18 protein-coding genes are annotated in these 18,665 nt (G+C 70.3%); 7 read left to right on the top strand and 11 right to left on the bottom strand.

Going from position 1 to position 18,665, the window contains the following annotated elements; translation table 11 throughout:
- Window positions 1-5: 5 nt before the first annotated feature.
- Window positions 6-1,115 (top strand): anhydro-N-acetylmuramic acid kinase, encoded by a 1,110-nt coding sequence (locus DFP88_RS01355; RefSeq protein ID WP_110812650.1) that lies wholly within the window; start codon window positions 6-8, stop codon window positions 1,113-1,115.
- Between the two features lie 11 nt (window positions 1,116-1,126).
- Here the strand turns inward: DFP88_RS01355 and DFP88_RS01350 are convergent, their stop codons facing one another.
- Window positions 1,127-2,365: an NAD(P)/FAD-dependent oxidoreductase gene (locus DFP88_RS01350; RefSeq protein WP_110812649.1), complete on the bottom strand. Its 1,239-nt coding sequence runs from the start codon at window positions 2,363-2,365 to the stop codon at window positions 1,127-1,129.
- Window positions 2,366-2,479: 114 nt separating this feature from the next.
- Here DFP88_RS01350 and DFP88_RS01345 point away from each other — a divergent pair, with 114 nt between their 5' ends.
- Window positions 2,480-3,499 carry an LLM class flavin-dependent oxidoreductase gene (locus DFP88_RS01345; RefSeq protein WP_110812648.1) on the top strand — a complete coding sequence of 340 codons (1,020 nt, stop codon included), beginning with the start codon at window positions 2,480-2,482 and terminating at the stop codon, window positions 3,497-3,499.
- On the opposite strand, the gene DFP88_RS01340 is transcribed toward DFP88_RS01345, so the two are convergent.
- The 3 genes from DFP88_RS01340 to DFP88_RS01330 are packed head-to-tail and all read right to left on the bottom strand — an operon-like array spanning window position 3,496 to window position 6,927.
- Entirely contained in the window at window positions 3,496-5,517 is a 2,022-nt protein-coding gene (locus DFP88_RS01340; protein WP_110812647.1) for a TRAP transporter permease, read from the bottom strand. The genes DFP88_RS01345 and DFP88_RS01340 overlap by 4 nt on opposite strands.
- 7 nt (window positions 5,518-5,524) lie before the next feature.
- On the bottom strand, window positions 5,525-5,974 hold the full coding sequence (locus tag DFP88_RS01335; protein ID WP_110812646.1) for a DUF1850 domain-containing protein: 450 nt from the start codon (window positions 5,972-5,974) through the stop codon (window positions 5,525-5,527).
- Window positions 5,971-6,927, bottom strand: coding sequence for a TAXI family TRAP transporter solute-binding subunit (locus tag DFP88_RS01330; protein ID WP_220032270.1), 957 nt, complete (start codon window positions 6,925-6,927; stop codon window positions 5,971-5,973). Before DFP88_RS01330 ends, DFP88_RS01335 begins: the two co-directional genes overlap by 4 nt.
- A gap of 289 nt (window positions 6,928-7,216) precedes the next feature.
- Here DFP88_RS01330 and DFP88_RS01325 point away from each other — a divergent pair, with 289 nt between their 5' ends.
- Complete coding sequence (locus tag DFP88_RS01325; protein WP_110812645.1) at window positions 7,217-7,639, top strand: GlcG/HbpS family heme-binding protein; 423 nt, start codon at window positions 7,217-7,219, stop codon at window positions 7,637-7,639.
- 7 nt (window positions 7,640-7,646) lie between these two features.
- On the opposite strand, the gene DFP88_RS01320 is transcribed toward DFP88_RS01325, so the two are convergent.
- From DFP88_RS01320 to DFP88_RS01295, 6 genes are all read right to left on the bottom strand, one after another.
- A complete protein-coding gene (locus tag DFP88_RS01320; RefSeq protein WP_110812644.1) occupies window positions 7,647-8,762 on the bottom strand; it encodes a sensor histidine kinase in 1,116 nt (371 codons plus the stop codon).
- Window positions 8,759-9,772, bottom strand: a complete 1,014-nt coding sequence (locus tag DFP88_RS01315; protein WP_110812643.1) for an ATP-binding SpoIIE family protein phosphatase — start codon at window positions 9,770-9,772, stop codon at window positions 8,759-8,761. Before DFP88_RS01315 ends, DFP88_RS01320 begins: the two co-directional genes overlap by 4 nt.
- Window positions 9,769-10,173, bottom strand: coding sequence for an ATP-binding protein (locus DFP88_RS01310; protein WP_110812642.1), 405 nt, complete (start codon window positions 10,171-10,173; stop codon window positions 9,769-9,771). The genes DFP88_RS01315 and DFP88_RS01310 overlap by 4 nt, the downstream gene beginning before the upstream one ends.
- On the bottom strand, window positions 10,170-10,532 hold the full coding sequence (locus tag DFP88_RS01305) for an STAS domain-containing protein (protein ID WP_220032269.1): 363 nt from the start codon (window positions 10,530-10,532) through the stop codon (window positions 10,170-10,172). Before DFP88_RS01305 ends, DFP88_RS01310 begins: the two co-directional genes overlap by 4 nt.
- Window positions 10,525-11,403 carry an STAS domain-containing protein gene (locus DFP88_RS01300; protein WP_110812640.1) on the bottom strand — a complete coding sequence of 293 codons (879 nt, stop codon included), beginning with the start codon at window positions 11,401-11,403 and terminating at the stop codon, window positions 10,525-10,527. The genes DFP88_RS01305 and DFP88_RS01300 overlap by 8 nt, the downstream gene beginning before the upstream one ends.
- 147 nt (window positions 11,404-11,550) lie before the next feature.
- Entirely contained in the window at window positions 11,551-12,504 is a 954-nt protein-coding gene (locus DFP88_RS01295; protein WP_110812639.1) for a DUF808 domain-containing protein, read from the bottom strand.
- Between the two features lie 171 nt (window positions 12,505-12,675).
- Between DFP88_RS01295 and DFP88_RS01290 the strand changes: the two genes are divergently transcribed.
- The 4 genes from DFP88_RS01290 to DFP88_RS01275 all read left to right on the top strand — a co-directional run bounded on the left by DFP88_RS01290 (window position 12,676) and on the right by DFP88_RS01275 (window position 18,110).
- A complete protein-coding gene (locus tag DFP88_RS01290; protein ID WP_110812638.1) occupies window positions 12,676-13,152 on the top strand; it encodes a GbsR/MarR family transcriptional regulator in 477 nt (158 codons plus the stop codon).
- Entirely contained in the window at window positions 13,149-14,429 is a 1,281-nt protein-coding gene (locus DFP88_RS01285; protein WP_110812637.1) for an efflux RND transporter periplasmic adaptor subunit, read from the top strand. Before DFP88_RS01290 ends, DFP88_RS01285 begins: the two co-directional genes overlap by 4 nt.
- A gap of 4 nt (window positions 14,430-14,433) precedes the next feature.
- The gene (locus DFP88_RS01280) at window positions 14,434-17,583 is read left to right on the top strand and encodes an efflux RND transporter permease subunit (protein ID WP_110812636.1); all 3,150 of its coding nucleotides are present in this window, start codon (window positions 14,434-14,436) and stop codon (window positions 17,581-17,583) included.
- 104 nt (window positions 17,584-17,687) lie between these two features.
- Window positions 17,688-18,110, top strand: coding sequence for a DUF1489 family protein (locus DFP88_RS01275; RefSeq protein WP_425450797.1), 423 nt, complete (start codon window positions 17,688-17,690; stop codon window positions 18,108-18,110).
- Window positions 18,111-18,196: 86 nt separating this feature from the next.
- Here the strand turns inward: DFP88_RS01275 and DFP88_RS01270 are convergent, their stop codons facing one another.
- A complete protein-coding gene (locus DFP88_RS01270) occupies window positions 18,197-18,565 on the bottom strand; it encodes a hypothetical protein (protein WP_110812634.1) in 369 nt (122 codons plus the stop codon).
- Window positions 18,566-18,665: the final 100 nt, after the last annotated feature.

The following is an 18,665-nucleotide window of genomic DNA, read 5'->3' as shown; positions in this document are numbered from 1 at the left end:
GCGTGATGGAGCCGATCTGGGCCGTGGGACTGATGACGGGCACCGTGCTCGACGGGAACATCGACGTGGCGCTGATCCGCACGGATGGAGAGAGCGTGGCCGAGTTCGGCCCCTATGCGCTGGTGCCCACCCCGCCCGGCCTGCTCGCGCTGCTGCAGCGCACGTTGGCCGAGGCGCGCGATTGGGCCTTCGTCGGTCCCGAGCCCGCGATCTTCGCCGAGGCGGAGGAACGCCTGACCCTCGCCCAGGCCGAGGCTGTGGCGCGGGTGCTGCAGGACCATGCACCGGGCGCCGGGATCGTCGGCTTTCACGGGCAGAGTGTGCTGCACCGCGGCCCCGTGCCGGGACGCCCCGGTGCCACGCGGCAGCTGGGCGACGGGGCGCTGATGGCGCGGCATCTGGGCCTGCCGGTGGCCTATGATTTCCGCAGCGCCGACGTGGCGGCGGGCGGTCAGGGCGCGCCGCTGGCGCCGATCTACCACGCCGCGCTGCTGGGTCGGCTCGGGGATGCGGCGGGCACGGCGGTGCTGAACCTCGGCGGGGTGGCGAACCTGACGGCGCGGGCGCCGGACGGCAGCCTCGCCGCCTTCGACTGCGGCCCGGCGAATGCGCCGATCAACGATTTCATCCGCGCGCGGGTGCTGGGCGAGATGGACCGCGACGGCGCGCTGGCGCTGGCGGGCCGGGTCGACGAAGCGCGGCTGGCGCAGGCGCTGGAGCATCCCTACCTCGCGCGGCCCTACCCAAAGTCGCTCGACCGCTTCGATTTCGGCCCCGGCCTTGCCGAGGGCCTGAGCGATGCGGATGGCGCGGCCACGCTGACCGCCTTTACCGCCGCCTGCGTCGGGCGCGGGCTGGACATGCTGCCTGTCCGGCCGGATCGGCTGATCGTCTCGGGCGGCGGGCGCCGCAACCCGGCGCTGATGGCGATGCTGGAGCGCTTTGCCGGGGTGGAGGCCCTGCCTGCCGAGGCCGTCGGCTGGCGCGGCGATGCGGTCGAGGCGGAGTGTTTCGCCCTCCTCGCCGTGCGGGTCCAGCGCGGCCTGCCGATCAGCTTTCCCACCACCACCGGCGCGCCGCATCCGCTGACCGGCGGGCGCATCGCCAGACCTTAAGAAAACGGGGCCTAAGCCAGCAGTCCGGGCCTGCCGGGCGACAGCGCCTCGGGCACCCCTTTTCCGCCTGCCATCGCCTCGGCCAGCAACGCGGCGGTGGTGGGGCCGAGGGTGAAGCCCTGGTGCCCATGGCCGAAATGCAGCCAGAGGCCCGGCTGGCCCGGCGCCTCGCCCAGCACCGGCAGCATGTCCGGCAGGCAGGGCCGGGTACCATGCCACTGCGCCTCTTGCACCCTTGGGCCGAGGTCGATCGCATCGGCAACGGCCTTCGCCCCGCGGTGCAGCTGAAGGGGGGCCGAGGCCTCGGCGTGCCCGACCAGCGCGGCGCCGGTGGCCAACCGCAGGCCGGCGCGCATCGGCGAGAGGACAAGGCCGTGATCCGCCATGACCAGCGGCAGGCGCGGCATCACCGGGGCGGCGAAATGGCCGTGATAGCCGCGCTTGAGGATCATCGGCACCCGCAGGCCGAAGCCGCGCAGCAGCAGCGGCGACCAGGGGCCGAGGGCGACCACGCCGCGCGGCGCCTCGATCCGGCCCTCGGGCGTGGTGACCTGCCAGCCACTGCCGGCGCGCGTCAGGCTGGCGGCATCGCCCGTCAGAAGCTGCCCGCCCCGCGCCTCGAACAGCCGCGCATAGGCGGCGACGAGGCCGCCGGGATCGCTGCAGGTCCAGGGACCGGTCCAATGGAGCGCCCCGGCCATCGGGATCCGCAACGCCGGCTCCCGCGCGGCCAGGGCCGCACCGTCCAGCGGGCGCGACGGGACGCCATACGCGGCGCCGAGACGCTCTGCCTCGGCCTGACCGGCGGCGAAGGCCTTGGGATAGCGGTAAACCTCGAGATAGCCCTGTTGCGCGATCAGCGCCTCTGCGCCCGCAGCCTCGATCAGCGGCGCGTGGTCCTGCGCCGCCCGCGCCGTCAGCGCGCTGTAGACCGCGCCGCGCGCCGCACGGCCCGAGGCGCGCGAGGCGCGGGCATAGCGGGCCAGCGCCGGCGCCATGCCCAGCAGGCCGCGCAGGCTGTAGGCGACGTCGTTGTCGCGCCCCAGCGCGATGCGGGCGAGGCTGCGCAGGGCCAGCGGCATGGCATAGGGCTCTGCCGCCTCGGTCTGGATGATCCCGGCATTGCCGTGGCTCGTCTCCTGCCCCGGGGCGCGGCGGTCGACCAGCGCCACCGACCAGCCCCGCGCCTGCAAGGCCAGCGCGGTGCTGACGCCGACCATGCCGGCGCCGAGGACGATGCAATCAGTCATGGGGGTGGGCTTCCGGGCTCTTGCGACTGGCGCACAGTCCCGGTGCGCCGGTTGCGTGTCAATCCGCGCCCCGCGCCCTTATCTGCGGATCAGGACGCCAGGAAAGGCCACGCCATGAAAAACATCGGTTTCCTGTCCTTCGGACATTGGACTCCCTCGCCGCATTCGCAGACCCGCTCTGCCGCGGACGTGCTGCTGCAATCGATCGAGCTGGCCGAGCGCGCCGAGGAGCTGGGCGTGGACGGCGCCTATTACCGCGTGCACCACTATGCCCGGCAGCTGGCCTCTCCCTTTCCGCTGCTGGCCGCCGTCGGCGCGAAGACCAGCAAGATCGAGATCGGCACCGGCGTCATCGACATGCGCTACGAGAACCCGCTCTACATGGTCGAGGACGCGGGCAGCGCCGACCTGATCTCGGGCGGGCGGCTGCAGCTTGGCCTCTCGCGCGGCTCACCCGAGCAGGTGATCGACGGCTGGCGGCACTTCGGCTACCAGCCGGGCGAAGGCGAGACGCCCGCGGACATGGCCCGCCGCCATGCCGGCGTCTTCCTGAAGATGCTGGAGGGCGAGGGCTTCGCCCAGCCGAACCCGCGCCCGATGTTCCCCAACCCGCCGGGCCTGCTGCGCCTCGAGCCGCAGTCCGAGGGGCTGCGGGATCGCATCTGGTGGGGCGCCGGGTCGGATGCCACCGCCCGCTGGGCGGCGCAGATGGGGATGAACTTGCAAAGCAGCACGCTCAAGGACGACGAGACGGGCGAGCCCTTCCACATCCAGCAGGCCAAGCAGATCCGCGCCTACCGCGAGGCCTGGGCCGAGGCCGGCCATGCGCGCAACCCGCGCGTCTCGGTCAGCCGCAGCATCTTCCCGCTGGTCACCGACCAGGACCGCTCGATCGTCGGGCGCGCCGGGTCGGACAGCGACCAGTTCGGCTGGATCGACGAGACGCGCTCCGTCTTCGGGCGCGGCTATGCCGGAGAGCCGGATGCCCTGATCGAGCAGCTGAAGGGCGACGAGGCCATTGCCGAGGCCGACACGCTGCTGGTCACCGTGCCGAACCAGCTGGGCGTCGATTACAACGCGCATCTGCTGGAAAGCCTGATGCGCCACGTCGCGCCCGGCCTCGGCTGGCGCTAGGCCGGCGCCGCCCCTGCGGCGCGCGCCTGCCACCAGTTCAGGCCAAGGATCGCCGCCAGCGCCAGCGCGCCGGCGGTCTCTACCCAGAGCAGGGGGTGAAAGACAGCGACGGTGGCGGGCAGGATCGCTGCCCGCATCACCCAGCCCATCGGCCCGAAGAGCCAGCCCTCGAGCGCCGCGGCGAAGGCCGCGAGCGCGAGGGCGGCGATGATGCCGGTGAAGATCACGTAGAGGACGGGCCCGCCGAGGATGATCTCGGGGTTGTAGACCATGAAGACCGGGATCAGGTAGAGGCCCTTGGCGAACTTCCAGGCCTGCATGCTGGTCTCCAGCGGCTTCGATCCGGCGATCGCGGCCCCGGCGAAACCCGCCAGCGCGATCGGCGGCGTGACGTTGCTGTCCTGCGAATACCAGAACACCACCAGATGCGCGATCAGCAGCGGGATGCCGAACTCCTGGCTCAGCGCGGGGCCGACGAGGACGATCAGCACGATGTAACTGGCCGTAACCGGCAGCCCCATCCCCAGGATCAGGCTGGCGATCAGCACGAGGATCAGCGCCAGCACCATGTTGCCGCCCGAGAAGGCGATCATCATCGCGCTGAACTTCAGCCCCAGCCCGGTCAGCCCGACGACGCCGACGATGATGCCCGCCACGGCGCAGGCCATGCTGACGGCGACAGCGTTGCGCGCCCCCAGCTCAAGCGCCTGCCAAAGGAGCGTCAGCCCCTGCCGCAGGGCCGCAGCAATGCGCGCTCCGCTCAAGGCCTCGCCCCGGCGTGGGGCGAGAACCAGCAGATCCGCCGCCCCGCGCAGCGCCGCGACCGCGACGACCGAGATGATCGCCCAGAAGCCGACGCGCATCGGCGAGAGGTTCTGCACCAGAAGGAAGATCAGGATGAAGAGCGGCAGGATGAAGTGCCAGCCCGAGGCCAGCGTCTCGCGCACCCGGGGCAGCTCGGCCTGGGGCATGCCCTTCATGCCCTGCTTCATCGCGACGATATGCACGAAAAGGTAGACCGTCCCGAGGTAGAGGATCGCCGGGAAGATCGAGACCTTGACGATTTCGATGTAGGGCAGCCGCGTGTATTCCGCGATCAGGAAGGCGCCCGCGCCCATCAGCGGCGGGGTGATCTGCCCGCCGGTCGAGGCCGCGGCCTCGATCCCGCCGGCCTGCGCCGGGCGGTAGCCGAGGCGCTTCATCAGCGGGATGGTGAAGGCGCCGGTCGTGACCACGTTGGCGATGGCCGATCCGCTGATCGAGCCCATGCCAGCGCTGGCCAGCACAGCCGCCTTGGCCGGCCCGCCGGGTTTGCGGCCCGTGGCGGCATAGGCCAGATCGATGAAGAACTTGCCCGCGCCCGTCACCTCCAGAAAGGCGCCGAAAAGCACGAAGACGAAGATATAGGTCGCCGCCACCCCCAGCGGCAGGCCGTAGATCCCCTCTTGCCCGAGGTAGAGCTGGCCGGTCAGCCGGTCGAGCGAATTGCCCCGGTGGCTCAGGATGCCGGGCATCCATTCGCCCAGCCAGACGAGTTCGCCGCGCGATCCGGCAAGGCCGTAGAGGATCGCCGCCACGCCGATCAGCGTCATCGGCAGCCCGATGGCCCGGCGCGAGGCTTCGAGCACGGCGAGCGTGGTCACGATGCCCATGACCACGTCGGTCTGCGTCCAGAAGCCCGCGCGAGAGAAGATCGCGTCGAGGTTCCAGCACAGGTAGGCGCCGCTGGCGACGGCGGCGGTCAGGCAGACTGCGTCGATCACCCAGGCGAGCGGCCCGCGCGGGCGCCCGAAGGCCGGGAACATCAGAAAGCAGAGCACCATGATGAAGGCGAGGTGGATGGAGCGCTGGTAGAACAGCCCCAGCGGCTGGATCCCCGCGCCATAAAGCTGGAAAAGCGACAGGGCGACGGCCACCACGGCGATCGCGGCGCCGATCCAGCGCGCCTGCCCCGCCCCCTCGGCCTGCCCTGCGGCGGGATCGGCCAGCGCCTCGGCGCGGCGTGTCGGATCGCTCATCTCGGCCTCACGGGATCAGGTGCAGCACCACGCGCTCTCCGGCGGCCATGGCGCTGAGGTCATGGGTCACCCCGCCCAGCACCAGCCGGTGCCCGGTCGAGGGGCGGCCGACGCGCAGCGGCAGGGCATTGTCGGGGATCGCCTCGTCGATATCCTCGATCCAGTAGCCCCCCTCGGGGGCCGGACGGACATGGCCGCGGCCCGGCACCTCGCCCAGCCCGGCGGCGTAATCGTGCAGGTAGGAGCGGTGCAGGATCATCCGCCCGCCCCGCGCCTGAAAGCAATCCGCCACCGGCCCGCCGGTGACGGAATGGTGCCAGCGCAGGCACCAGCCCTGCCCCTCGGCCACCTCCAGCGACAGAAGGGGCGCGCCCGCCCGCTCGACCGCCAGCACCCCGGCGGGCGAGGCCGCCGGGAGGACCGTCAGGATCGCGGCGAGAAGCCGCCCCGGGATCACGGGCGCTGCGCGTCCGAAACCTCTGCCCCGACCTCGTCGTAGTAGCGGATCGCGCCGGGGTGGAAGGGGATCGGGGTCGAATTGACCGAGAAGTCCACGGTCGTATCCTCGGCCGCCGGATGCACGGCGATCAGCTCGTCCGTATGCTCGAAGATCGCCGAGGTGATCTGGTAGGCCAGTTCCTCGTCCATCGCGGCATTGACCACCAGCACGTTGGGGATGGCGATGGTGGCCACGCCCTCGTCCACGCCGTCGTAGGTGCCGGCGCGCAGCTCGTAGGCGGCGAAGACCGGCTGCACCTCCTGCGCGGCGGCGACCTCTTCTTCGGTCAGCGGCACGAAGGCGATGTCGGTCGTCGCGGCGAGGTTCAGGATCGAGGAGGTCGGCGGCCCGACGCTCCAGATGCCGGCGTCGATATCGCCGTCGCGCAGCGCATCGGCGGTTTCGTTGAAGTTCAGGCGCTGCTCGTCGATGTCGTCGTAGGTGATGCCGTTCGCGCTGAGCAGCTGCTCGGCATTGACCTCGGTCCCCGACCCCGGCGCCCCGACCGAGACGCGCTTGCCGACGAGGTCCTGAAGGCTCTCGATGCCGCTACCCGCGAGGGTCACGATATGCACGGCGTTGGGGTAGATCGAGGCAAGCGCCTGCCCGTCCACCGCGCGATCCGTGAAGGGATCGATGGTGCCGTTGACCGCGCCATAGGCGGTATCGGCCAGCACGAAGGCGATGTCCGACTGCTCCTGCGCGATCAGGGCCATGTTCTCGACCGAGGCGCCGGTCACCTCGGCCACGGCGCTGGCGCCATCGACATGGGCGCCGATCAGTTCGGCCAGCGCGCCGCCGTAGGGGTAGTAGGTGCCGCCGGTGCCGCCGGTGGCGATCGACAGGTCCTGCGCCGTCGCGGCCGAGCCCAGGCCCAGCGCCGCCAGCAGCGCGATGCTCGTTCTCATCATGTCATTCCTCCCGTTGCGGGGCCCGCTGACGCGGAGGCACCCGTTCCGCCATGACGCCGCAGGGCGGGTGCCCTGTCAATGGCCGCGCAGGGGGGATGCGGTGGGGCGCAGGTCACAAAGCCCTCTATTTATTTTTAATAGCAGGTGCTTATGACGCCTTCCTCACGCGTCGCATGAACTCCGCGGCCAGAGCCTCGCTCGCCGTTTCACCGGCCCAGACCGCCTGCCTCTGTTCCCTCGGGTGGCATCCGCGTAAGAGAGTGGCACCTACGACCACAGGAGAAGACCGATGCTGACGCTGAAACGGCTCGATGAAAACGACGCGCAGATCCTGATCGACGGCGCCGCCGCCAAGGCGCGCGAGATCGGCGTGCCGATGTGCATCGCCGTGACCGACGAGGGCGGCAACCTCGTCGCCTTCCGGCGGATGGACGGCGGCAAGGTGACCTCGATCACCATCGCCATCGACAAAAGCTACACCGCCAGCGCCGCCAAGAAGGCGACGCATGAATACGGCGAGATCAGCCAGCCCGGCGCCCCGGCTTACGGCATCGCCAGCGCCATCGGCGGGCGGCTGATGGTGGTCGGCGGCGGTCTTCCCGTGGCCGCGGGCGGCGAGGTCGTGGGCGGCATCGGCGTCTCGTCCGGCACCCCGGCGCAGGACCGCGAAGTGGCACAGGCCGGCCTCGACGCCTTCCTCGCGCAGCTCTAGGCGCGCCTCAGTCCCGCGCGCCCAGAAGGTGGCGGTCCAGCGTCAGCTCGACCGTCAGCCCACCCTCCCCATGGGTGCGCAGGCTGCCAGAGTGCTTCTGCACCATGCTGCGCACCATCTGCCAGCCAAGCGAGCCCGAGCGTTCGGGCCGCTCCTGCCCCTCGGCAAGGCCGACGCCGTCATCGGCGATCCGCAGCTTCAGCTCGTCCTGCAGCGGCTCGACCGTGATGGCGACATGGCCGCAGCTGCGGCCCGGGAAGGCGTATTTGCAGGCATTGGTGATCAGCTCTCCGACCACCAGCGCCAGATCGACCGCCGGGCTGCTCGAGACATGGATCGGCGCGCCCTCGACATCGACCGTCACCGCCAGATTGCGCGATCCGAAGGCGCTGGCCGATTGCCGCGCGACGTCGCGCAGCAGGGCCGTCAGCTCCACCTGATCCGAGGCAGCGGCGTTTTGCAGCTGGTCGTGGACCTTGGCGATGGCCGAGACCCGCCCTTCCAGATCGCGCAGCACGTCCTTCGTCTCGTCGCTTGAGGAGGCCGCGCGGCCCAGCCGCATGAGGCCCAGCACGAGGCTGAGGTTGTTCTTGGTCCGGTGATGCACCTCGGCCATCAGCAGGTCGCGCTGCTGCAGCGCCTCCATCAGCTCGCGGTTCTGGCGGGCCAGAAGCTCGGCCGGATCGCCCTGCTGCAGCTGCTCGACCTCGGCCAGCAGGCTGCGCACCCGCTCCTCGTGCTCGCGCGGCTGGACGGGCACGAGGAAGCTGGCGCGCACCCGCGTCCCCTCGGCGCCCGATTGCAGATCGAAGAGGTCTGCCATCCGCTTGACCCCGCGCAGCCCGAGGCCAAGCCCGCCCGGCCCGCCCTCGGCCTCCATGCCGGGCCCTTGGTCCACGGCATCGGCGACAAGGTAGACCTGCTGGCCCACCTCGCTCAGCAACAGCGCAAGCCGCCCGCCAGAGGCATGGTCGATCAGGTTGCGCCCCAGCTCCAGCAGCGCGGTCACCACGCGGGTCGCGGCAAAGCCGGTCAGCCCGGCGCCCGCCACCACGGTCTCTCCGACCTGGCGCAGGCGCAGGATGTCGCGCTCGTCCTCGATGCGCAGGCTCGACAGCCTCATGCGGCCACTCCGGTCTCGGTCGGGGTCACGCGGGCCACGAGGATGCAGGCATCGTCGCGTCCGCGGTTGTGATCGCGCATCAGGCTGGCGGCGACGAGGCCCGGCGGCTCGCGCAGGAGGGCGCGCAGCCCCTCGCTTTCGTGCAGGGTGGACAGACCGTCGCTGTGCAGGATGACGGTCTCGCCGGGCAGCAGGCGGCGGCTGTCGCTGGCCGGGCCGCGGCTGCGCCCGCCGATCCGCCCGTCGCGGCCCACGAGGCGATGCAGATCGCCCCCAGGCCCGGCGACGAGGGCCGAGATATTGCCGATGCCGGCATAGCGCACCAGCCCCTCGGCGGCCTCGACCTGGGCGAGGCCGGCGACCGATCCGCGGGTGCCGATCAGCCCCTCGGAGAGGGCCGACAGGATGCTGCCGGGATCGCCCCGCCCGCTGCGGGCAAAGGCCTCGACGGCCTCCTGCGCGGCGATCTCGGCCTTGGGGCCATGGCCCAGTCCGTCGACGGCCAGCAGCTCCAGCAGGCCGTCGCGGTTGCGCAGGCTCCAGGCATCGCCGCAGGCCGTCTCTCCGGGGTAGTTCATCTTGAAGGCCGCGACCTCGACGCCGGCGATGCGGCGCGGCCCGCGGCCGAATTCGCACAGCACCACCGTACCCTCGCCCGGCACGGACCGCAGGGCAAAGCGGTCGGACAGCCGCTTCATCGCGCCCAGCCCGTTGCCCGAGGATCCGGCGGTCGAGACGCCGTCGTGCAGCACCGCGTCGAGGTCGGGGATGCCCGGCCCCTTGTCGATGGCGGCGAGGCACAGCCAGGCCCCCTGCTGCCCCGGCACCACCTGCAGCAGCAGGGTACCGCCGCCGCCGTGGCGCAAGAGGTTGGTCGCGGCCTCGGAGGCGACGATGGCGATCTCGTCGCAGCGCAGCTCGGGCAGATCGGCCCGTTCGGCCAGCGCGCGGGCATGGCGCCGCGCCTCGGCGATGCCGCTTTGCTCGGTGACCTCTACCGCCTGTTTCATACCTGCGAACTCATTCTGACCTCGACACCGCCCTCCGGACGGTTGCGGATTTCGAACCTGTCGACAAGGCGGCGCGCGCCGCCAAGCCCCTTGCCCATGCTGCCGGCGGTGGTGAAGCCGTCGCGCATCGCCTGGTCGATATCGAGGATCCCGGGGCCGTTGTCATGACACAGCACGGCGATCCGGCGCGGCGCGCGGCTTGCGCTGATCTCCAGCGTGCCGCCGCCGCCGTGCTCCAGCGCGTTGCGGGCGATCTCGCTGACGGCGGTGACGAAGCGGACCTTGCGCAGGGCGCTGGCCTGCAACTCGTCGCAGGCCCGCGACACGGCGCTGCGGGCCGCGGCTATGTCACGCTCCGCCTTCAGCTCGATGCGGCGCGGGGCGGCAGCCGCGCCGGTCACGCCAGACCTTCGCTCCGCAGCGCGCGCAGGGCGTGGCTCAGCGTCAGGGCGGTGCGGCTGCCGTGCAGGTCCATCCCCAGCTCGACCAGCGTCATCGCGACGGCGGGCCGCATGCCGACGACGAAGGTCTCGGCCGCCAGCAGCCGCGCCATCGAGGACAGCTGCGCCAGCACCCGCCCGACGAAGGTGTCGACGATCTCGAGCGCCGCGATATCGATCACCACGCCCCGCGCACCGTCAGAGACGATGCGGGTCGAGAGCTCTTCCTGCAGGCTCATGATCTCGGTGTCGGTGATGTTGTCCGGGATCGCGACCAGCAGCACATGCTCGACAAGGTAGACCGAGGCTGTATCAGCCACGCGCGTTCTCCACCTTCTCGATCGAGAAGCCGACGCGGCGGAAGGCATGCGCCAGCGCGGCGCGGATCGTCGGCCGGGTCGTGACCTCGCCCACGTCGACGCCAAGCTCGACCATTGTCTGGGCGATCTTCGGGCTGATGCCCGAGATGATCGCCTCGGCGCCCATCAGCCGGACGGCGGCGGCGGTGCGCAGAAGATGCTGGGCGACCTGCGTGTCGACGACGCGCACGCCGGTGATGTCAACGATCACCACCTCGGCGGAATGCTCGACGATGGCGTTCAGCAGGTTCTCCATCACCTCCTGGGCGCGCATCGAATCGAGCGTGCCGATCAGCGGGATGGTCAGCACCCGGTCCCAGAGCTGCACGACGGGGGTCGACAGCTCCATCATCTCGGCGCGCTGGCGCTCAATCACCTGGTCGCGGGCCTCGATGAAATGCTCGTTCGTGTGCATGGCGAGCGCATCGACCACGCGGCTGAACTGGGTGATCTCTTCGATCAGGCGGGTCGGATCGGCCGCGAGGCGTTCGCGCAGGCGGGCGAAGACCGGCTGCTTCATCGCGAGGATGAAGGTCGCCATCTCGGAGGGGGAGACGCCGCGCTCCACCCGCTCCTGCGTGACCTCGTCGAGGGTGGCGCGCAGGTCGGTCCAGCTGTCGGCGTCGAGGGCGATGCCCTCGCTCAGGTCGGAGCGCGAGATCCCCTCGCCCAGCCCGCGCAGGATGTCGCCCAGCTGGCGCCGGCTCTCGCGGTCCGAGAACAGGTCGGGACGGCGCACGCCCTCGGCCTTCTGGGTTTCGAGCCAGGCCTGCAGGATGCTGTCGTAATCCTCGCCCAGCAGGGCGAGAACGGTCTGGAGCGCGTTCTTCATCGGTCAGTCTTCCCTATTTGTCGCCCCTTTAGCAGCAAATTTCCTGCTCTAGAAGGTCGCAGCCCGTACCAAGCGGGCCATGGCAGAGAGTTGCCCAGGCGCCGGGCTTTTGCCCCGGCCGGGCGATGCGGGCGCCGCCCGCCGCGGTCAGTGCGTCCCGCGCAGCGAGGAAATCCCGGTCACCGCCATCGCGATCACGCCGCCGACGGCCAGCGCGAGCAGGCCCTGCAGCGCCGCGCCCGTGATCCATGCAGCCGCGCCGCCCAGCCAGCCCGGCACCGCGTGCAGCGCCGCTTCCTGCGCGTGGTGCAGCCAGTGCTCCGGCCCCTCGAGATGGAAGTAGGCCAGCCCGTGGATCAGCAGGCTGCCCCCGACCCAGAGCATGGCCAGCGTGCCGACGATGCCCAGAAGCGTCAGGAAGGGTGCCACCGCGACCACGAGGTGCCGGCCCAGCCGCCCGAGGAAGGCGCCCTTGTGCCGCTTGGCCAGCGCGATGCCGATATCGTCCGCGCGCACGATCAGCGCGACGGCGCCGTAGACGCCCAGCGTGAAAACGACGCCGATGGTCAGCATGACGCCGATTTGCGTAGCCAGCGACTGGTCGGCCACGGAGGAGAAGGTGAGCACCATGATCTCGGTCGAGAGGATGAAATCGGTGCGCACGGCGCCGCTGACGGTCTTGGCCTCGATCTCCTGCGGGGTGGCGGTGGCGAGCGCCTCGGTGTCCTTGGCCTCGTGATGGCCGAGGCCCATCCATTCGAGCACCTTCTCCGCCCCTTCGAAGGCGAGGTAGAGCCCGCCGAGGGTCAGGATCGGCGTGATGATCCATGGGATCACCGCGCTCAGCAGCAGCACGGCGGGGGTCAGGATCAGCAGCTTGTTGATCAGCGACCAGCGGGCGATCTTCCAGATCGCCGGCAGCTCGCGCGCGGGGCTGACGCCGGCGATGAAGCGCGGGGTGACGGCGGCATCGTCGATGATCAGCCCCAGCGAATGGGTGCCCGAGCGCGCCGCCTGCGCCACGACATCGTCGATGGAGGTGGCGGCCATCTTCGCCAAAGCGGCGATGTCATCCAGAATGGCGAGAAGGCCGTAACTCATGATGGTGCCTCTGCAGGGTCGGATCGGGTGTCGCCTCCGGCCTTGGGTACAGCAGCAGCGGCAGCAGTTACAATGCTGCGAGGAAAATGTTCATTGATGTCAGAATATCCTGAACAGTCTGGACATGTCGAACGGACCGATCCATAGCGGCAGCATCAGGAGGCGCCCGCAATGAAACACGAGACCGATCGCGCGATGCTGCGCAGCACCTTCATCGAGAGGCTGGGCGCCCTGACGGCGGACAAGGGCCTGCCGCGCAGCGCCGGGCGGCTTTTCGCGATGATGGTCTTCGACGGCGAGACGGTCTCCTTCAGCACGCTCTCGGACCGGCTGCAGATCAGCCGCGCCAGCGTGAGCGCCAGCACCCGCCACCTCGAGGACAAGGGCCTGCTGCGCCGGGTCAGCCGCCCCGGCGACCGGCAGGATTACTTCGAGCTGGCGCCCGATGCCTTCGTGAAGCTGCTGCGCCAGTCCCAGCAGCACCTGCGCGACATCGAGACCGAGATAACCGGCACCCTGAACCGCCTGTCGCCGCAGGACGACGCGACGCGCGGGCGGCTGGCGGAATACGCAGACTTCTACGCAGCGCTGGACGAGGGCCTCGGCTTCGCCGCCCAGCAACTTGAGCCGAAGGCGGACGCGGAATGAACGACATGTCGAAGAACCGGGCCGATACGCACGAGGACGCGCCGCGCGAGGACCCTGCCCTCGTCGATGCCAATGGCAAGCCGCAATGGGCGATGAGCCGGCGCGAGACCGAGCGGCTGCTGCGCGAGCGCGCCGGCCTGCCGCCGATCAGGCGGCGCTGGCCATGGATCGTGCTGGCGCTGGTGCTGCTGGCCGCCGCCGGCGGCGCCGCCTACTGGCAGATGCAGCGGGGCGCCGCGGCGCCCGTGGAAGAGGCCGCGCCGGCAGAGCCCGCGCCCGAGGAGACGGTCTACCGCCTTGCCGGCCCCGAGGTCCTGCAGCTGGAGCCGATGCTGCTGACCCGCACCGTGCGCGTGACCGGCACGCTTGAGCCGACCCGCTCGGCCGAGCTGTCGTCAGAGATTTCGGGCACCGTCGAAACAGTCGCGGTGCAGCCCGGCGACAGTGTCAGCCGCGGCGACATCCTCGTGCAGGTCGACACGGAATCGCTTGGCATCGACCTCGACCTCGCGCGCAGCAATGCCTCGGCGACCGAGGTGCAGCTTGGCCTCGCGCAGACACAGCTGGAACGGGCGCAGCAGCTCAGCGACCGCGGGGTGGCGACGACCTCGACCCTCGACGAGGCGCGCAGCTCCGTCCAGCAGCTGCAATCGAGCCTCAGCGCCCAGCAGGACCAGGTCCGCTCGGCCGAACTGCGGCTGCGCAACGCGACCCTGCGCGCGCCTTTCGACGGCATGGTCTCGTCCCGCACGGTAGACCCGGGGCAGTTCGTGCAGACCGGCACGCCGCTGATGACCGTTGTCGACCTCTCCAGCGTCGAGATGGAGGGCAATGCCCCCGTCGCCTCCGCCGCCCGGCTGGAGGCGGGCCAGAGCGTACGGCTGAACATCGACGGCATGGAGGCGGGCGCGATCGAGGGCACAGTGCAGCGCATCAACCCCGTCGCCTCCTCCGGCAGCCGCACCATCACCGTCTACATCGAGATCGACAATGCCGAGGGGCGCCTGCGCGGCGGCATGTTCGCCACCGGCGAGGTCGTGACCGCGACCGAGGCGGATGCGCTCGCCCTGCCCGAGGCCGCCCTGCGCGAGGACGCCGAGGGGACCTACGTCCTGCGGGTCGAGGACGGCGTGCTGGCCCGCGCCCCGGTCGAGACCGGCGCCGGCTGGTCCGGCGATCTGACCCGGGTCACCGAAGGCCTGGCCCCCGGCGACATCGTCGTCTCGGCGCCGCTCGACGATCTTGCCGCGGGCGCCCGCGTGCAGCTGGAGGAATAGCACCGTGTTCCTGACCCGGATCAGCGTGAACCAGCCCGTCTTCGCAACCATGATCATGGTCGCGCTGATGGTGATCGGCGGCTACGCCTTCACCAAGCTGCCGATCGAGCAATATCCCGATATCGAGTTTCCGGTCGTCGCGGTCGTCGTCTCCTACCCCGGCGCCGCGCCCGAGGCGGTGGAAGCGGACGTGATCGAGCCGATCGAGGATTCGGTGAACACGATCAGCGGGATCGATTCCATCCAGTCGACGGCGCAGTCGGGCCAGGCGCTGGTCGTCATGCAGTTCGACATGGACGTCGACACCGCCGTCGCCGTGCAGGACGTGCGCGACAACATGGCCAGCGTCCGGCCGACCCTGCCCGACGGGGCAGACGACCCGCTGGTCCTGCGCTTCGATCCCGCAGAGCTGCCGATCATCTCCGTCGCCCTCAGCTCCGAGACCATGGCCCCGCGCGACCTGACGGAGCTGGCCGAGGATACCATCGCGCAGCAGTTCTCGGTCATCGACGGCGTGGGCCGGGCCTCGGTCGTGGGCGGCGTGCCGCGCCAGCTCGAGATCCTGCTCGACCCCGACCGGATGACCGCCTTCGGCATCGGCGTGACCGAGGTCGTCGGCGCCCTCTCGTCCGAGAACCGGGATCTGCCCGCAGGCTCGGTCGATCTGGGCCGAGAGGAGCAGTCGCTGCAGGTCGCCGGGCAGATCGAGCAGCGCGACGAGTTCCTCGACCTGATCGTCGCGCGCCGCGGCGGCCAGCCCGTGCGGCTTGGCGACATCGCCACGCTCGAGGAAGGCGAAGCCTCGATCGACAGCCTCGCCGTGCTCGACGGGCGCCGCGCGCTGGCCATCGACGTGGTCAAGACGCAAGGCTCCAACACCGTCGCCGTCGCCGAGGCCATCCGCGAGAAAGTGGCCGAGCTGAACGAGGACGGCCTGCCCGAGGGCGTGACCCTAGAGGTGGTGCGCGACAACTCCGTCAGCGTCGAGGAATCCTACGAGAACGTGCAGGACATGCTGATCGAGGGCGCGGTTCTCGCGACGCTGATCGTCTTCCTCTTCCTCAATTCCTGGCGCTCGACGGTGATCACCGGGCTGACACTGCCGATCTCGATCATCGGGACGATGACGCTGATCTGGGTGCTGGGCTTCACGCTGAACCTGATGACGCTGCTGGCGCTCAGCCTCGCCGTCGGGCTGCTGATCGACGACGCCATCGTGGTGCGCGAGAACATCATGCGCCACCTGCACATGGGCAAGAGCCACCGGCAGGCGGCCCTCGACGGGACCAACGAGATCGGCCTCGCGGTGCTGGCGACCACGCTGTCGATCGTCGCGGTCTTCCTGCCCGTGGCCTTCATGGAGGGAATCATCGGGCAGTTCTTCCTGCAGTTCGGCGTCACCGTCTCGGTCGCCGTGCTGATCTCGCTCTTCGTGGCCTTCACGCTCGATCCGATGATGTCCTCGGTCTGGTACGACCCGGCGGGCGATCCGGACCGCAAGCGCGGGCCGGTCGGGCGCCTCGTGAACCAGTTCGACCGGGGCTTCGAATGGCTCTCGCGCCGGTACCTGTCGGTATTGCGCTGGTCGCTGAAGCACCGGCTGGCGACGCTGGGGATCGCGCTCGGCGCCTTCATCGGCAGCTTCTTCCTCGCGCCGCTGGTGGGGGTGGAGTTCATCCCCGCCGCCGACGAGGGCGAGTTCCAGGTGCAGATCGAAACGCCGCCGGGATCCTCGCTGGATTACACCGCGATGAAGATCGCCCAGGTCGACGGCGTGCTGCGCGATTTCGACGAGGTGACGGGCACCTATGCCACGGTGAACTCCGGCACCTCGGCCTCGGGCACGAATACCGCCACCATCATCGCCGCCATGACCCCCTCGACCGAGCGCGAGCGTACCCCCGTCCAGATGGTGGAGCCGGTGCGCCGGGCGCTGGCCTCGATCCCCGGGATCGATCCGGTGGTCAGCGCGGCGGGCGGCCTCGGCGGCGTGTCGAAGCCGGTGGTCGTCAACCTCTACGGCGACGACATCGCCGTGCTCGAGCGGCTGGCACAGCAGCTGGCCGAGGAAATGCGCGGCATCGACGGCCTCCTCGACGTCGAATCCAGCCTCGCCGAGACGCAGCCGATCCTGAGCGTCGAGGTCGACCGCGATGCGGCGAGCGATCTGGGCCTGAGTCTGGCGCAGATCGGCAATGCCCTCAGCCCGATGTTGGGCGGAGAAGAGGTCACCGACTGGACCGCCCCCGATGCGCGCACCTTCACCGTCGTGGTGCAGCTGCCCGAGGCGGTGCGCAACGATCTCGACCGGCTGCGCGCCCTGCCCATCGCCCCGGCAGCCGCGGATGCCACGGGCGGCACCGGCGGGGCGCAGATGATCACGCTCGACCAGGTCGCGCGGATCACCCAGGGCGCCAGCTCGGCCGAGATCAACCGCCTCGACCTGACCCGGCAGGTCGAGGTCTCGGCCAACCTCGCCGCCGGCACGACGCTGGGCGCCGTGGGCGGGCCGGTGCAGGCGGCGATCGCCGCCGTCGACACGCCGCCGGGCTACCGCATCTCCTCGGGCGGCGAGGCGGAGGACCTGGCCGAGGCCGGCACCTCTGCCGCGACGGCGCTGCTGCTGGCGGTGATCTTCATCTACCTCGTGCTCGCCTCGCAGTTCGGCAGTTTCCTGCAGCCGGTGGCGATCATGGCGGCGCTGCCGCTCTCGCTGATCGGGGTCATGCTGGGGCTGCTGGTGGGCGGCTCCACCCTCAATATGTTCTCGGTCATCGGCTTCATCATGCTGATGGGCCTCGTAGTGAAGAACGCGATCCTGCTGGTCGACAATGCCAACCAGCACACCCGCGCGGGCTGGACGTTGTATGACGCGCTGGTCGAGGCGGGGATGACGCGGTTCCGGCCCATCGTCATGACGACGCTGGCGATGATCTTCGGCATGCTGCCGCTGGCGCTGAACATCCACGGCGGATCGGGCCAGAACGCGCCGATGGCCCATGCGGTGATCGGCGGGCTGATCAGCTCCACCCTGCTGACGCTGGTGGTGGTGCCGGTGGCGCTGACCTATGTCGCGGGCTTCACCCGCGTCGTCCAGCGCTTCACGCCCAAGGCGCCGGACGACGGCGCCCATGCCGCCCCCGACCAGGCCTGAGACGGCCTGAGGCAGCGTCCCTGCCCCGCCCTGCGGCAGGGCGCCGCCTTGTGTCGGGGCACTGCCGGGGCTAGGTTCGCCCCCTCGCATTGGGGGTGCGGCGGATGATCAACCTGTTGAAATTGTCGGTGGGAACCGAGGATGTCGCCGGCCTCGAGGCCTGGCAGTCGCAGCGCGCGGCGCAGACCGCCGACGGTCTGCCGCGCCACGTCACCCGCATGTGGCCAAAGCGCGAGGCCGAGGTGCTGGACGGCGGGTCGATCTACTGGGTGATCAAGGGCAGCATCCTGTGCCGCCAGCCCATCGCCCGCCTCGACGAGGTCACGGGCGCGGACGGGGTGCGCCGCTGCGCCATCGTCTGCGAGCCGGGGCTGATCCGCACCGCGCCGACGCTGAAAAAACCCTTCCAGGGCTGGCGCTATCTCGAGCCGGCGAATGCGCCGCGCGATCTGGGCGCCTACCGGGCCGAGGATGACGAGCTGCCGCCCGCCCTCTCGCGCGCGCTCGCCGAGATCGGCGTGCTCTAGGGGCAATCCCCGAGACGTCCGACCTCACAACGCAAAACGGCGCGCCCGAAGGCGCGCCGCATGTCGGGCCCTAATGGGCGCTGAATTTACTGGCTGTCCTGAACCATGTCGCCGGTCATGGTGCTCATGACTTCCGAGACGCGCATCGGCTCGTTGCCGGAGCAGGCGTCGACGACGGAGTTCACGTCGGCGTTGCCGGTCGCGGTGTCGTTGAGGTTCTCGCCGGCGTCTTCGCCGGTCTCGGGCTGCATCGACATCACGTGCAGCTCGTCAACGACGGCCAGCTGGTCCGGCGTGTCGAGGTCGAGGAAGGTCTCGCAGGTCATGATGACCGCTTCCGACCCGATGTCCGAGGGATCCATCTCGATGTCGGCATCGTCGGCTTGGGCGAAGGCGGCGCCGGCCATGCCGAAGGTCAGCGAAACGGCGGCGGCGGTTTTGAGAAGGGCGTTCATAACGTATCTCCTAGTAAGGGGACGCGCTACGTTGCGCGTCGTTGCCTTTCAAACCGCTTGGTTCAGCGTAAGGTTCCGCCCGGACTCGAATTTTGCTGGC

It is taken from the genome of Pseudoroseicyclus aestuarii, from assembly GCF_003217255.1.
Taxonomy (GTDB): domain Bacteria; phylum Pseudomonadota; class Alphaproteobacteria; order Rhodobacterales; family Rhodobacteraceae; genus Pseudoroseicyclus; species Pseudoroseicyclus aestuarii.
The sequence above is the reverse complement of the archived record's forward strand: the minus strand, read 5'-3'. Positions and strand labels throughout refer to the sequence as shown.

Coding starts and splice junctions, on each gene's coding strand:
- DFP88_RS01355 (WP_110812650.1), top strand. CDS start 6: ATGGAGCCGATCTGGGCCGTGGGACTGATGACGGGCACCGTGCTCGAC.
- DFP88_RS01350 (WP_110812649.1), bottom strand. CDS start 2,365: ATGACTGATTGCATCGTCCTCGGCGCCGGCATGGTCGGCGTCAGCACC.
- DFP88_RS01345 (WP_110812648.1), top strand. CDS start 2,480: ATGAAAAACATCGGTTTCCTGTCCTTCGGACATTGGACTCCCTCGCCG.
- DFP88_RS01340 (WP_110812647.1), bottom strand. CDS start 5,517: ATGAGCGATCCGACACGCCGCGCCGAGGCGCTGGCCGATCCCGCCGCA.
- DFP88_RS01330 (WP_220032270.1), bottom strand. CDS start 6,927: ATGATGAGAACGAGCATCGCGCTGCTGGCGGCGCTGGGCCTGGGCTCG.
- DFP88_RS01325 (WP_110812645.1), top strand. CDS start 7,217: ATGCTGACGCTGAAACGGCTCGATGAAAACGACGCGCAGATCCTGATC.
- DFP88_RS01320 (WP_110812644.1), bottom strand. CDS start 8,762: ATGAGGCTGTCGAGCCTGCGCATCGAGGACGAGCGCGACATCCTGCGC.
- DFP88_RS01315 (WP_110812643.1), bottom strand. CDS start 9,772: ATGAAACAGGCGGTAGAGGTCACCGAGCAAAGCGGCATCGCCGAGGCG.
- DFP88_RS01300 (WP_110812640.1), bottom strand. CDS start 11,403: ATGAAGAACGCGCTCCAGACCGTTCTCGCCCTGCTGGGCGAGGATTAC.
- DFP88_RS01295 (WP_110812639.1), bottom strand. CDS start 12,504: ATGAGTTACGGCCTTCTCGCCATTCTGGATGACATCGCCGCTTTGGCG.
- DFP88_RS01290 (WP_110812638.1), top strand. CDS start 12,676: ATGAAACACGAGACCGATCGCGCGATGCTGCGCAGCACCTTCATCGAG.
- DFP88_RS01285 (WP_110812637.1), top strand. CDS start 13,149: ATGAACGACATGTCGAAGAACCGGGCCGATACGCACGAGGACGCGCCG.
- DFP88_RS01275 (WP_425450797.1), top strand. CDS start 17,688: ATGATCAACCTGTTGAAATTGTCGGTGGGAACCGAGGATGTCGCCGGC.
- DFP88_RS01270 (WP_110812634.1), bottom strand. CDS start 18,565: ATGAACGCCCTTCTCAAAACCGCCGCCGCCGTTTCGCTGACCTTCGGC.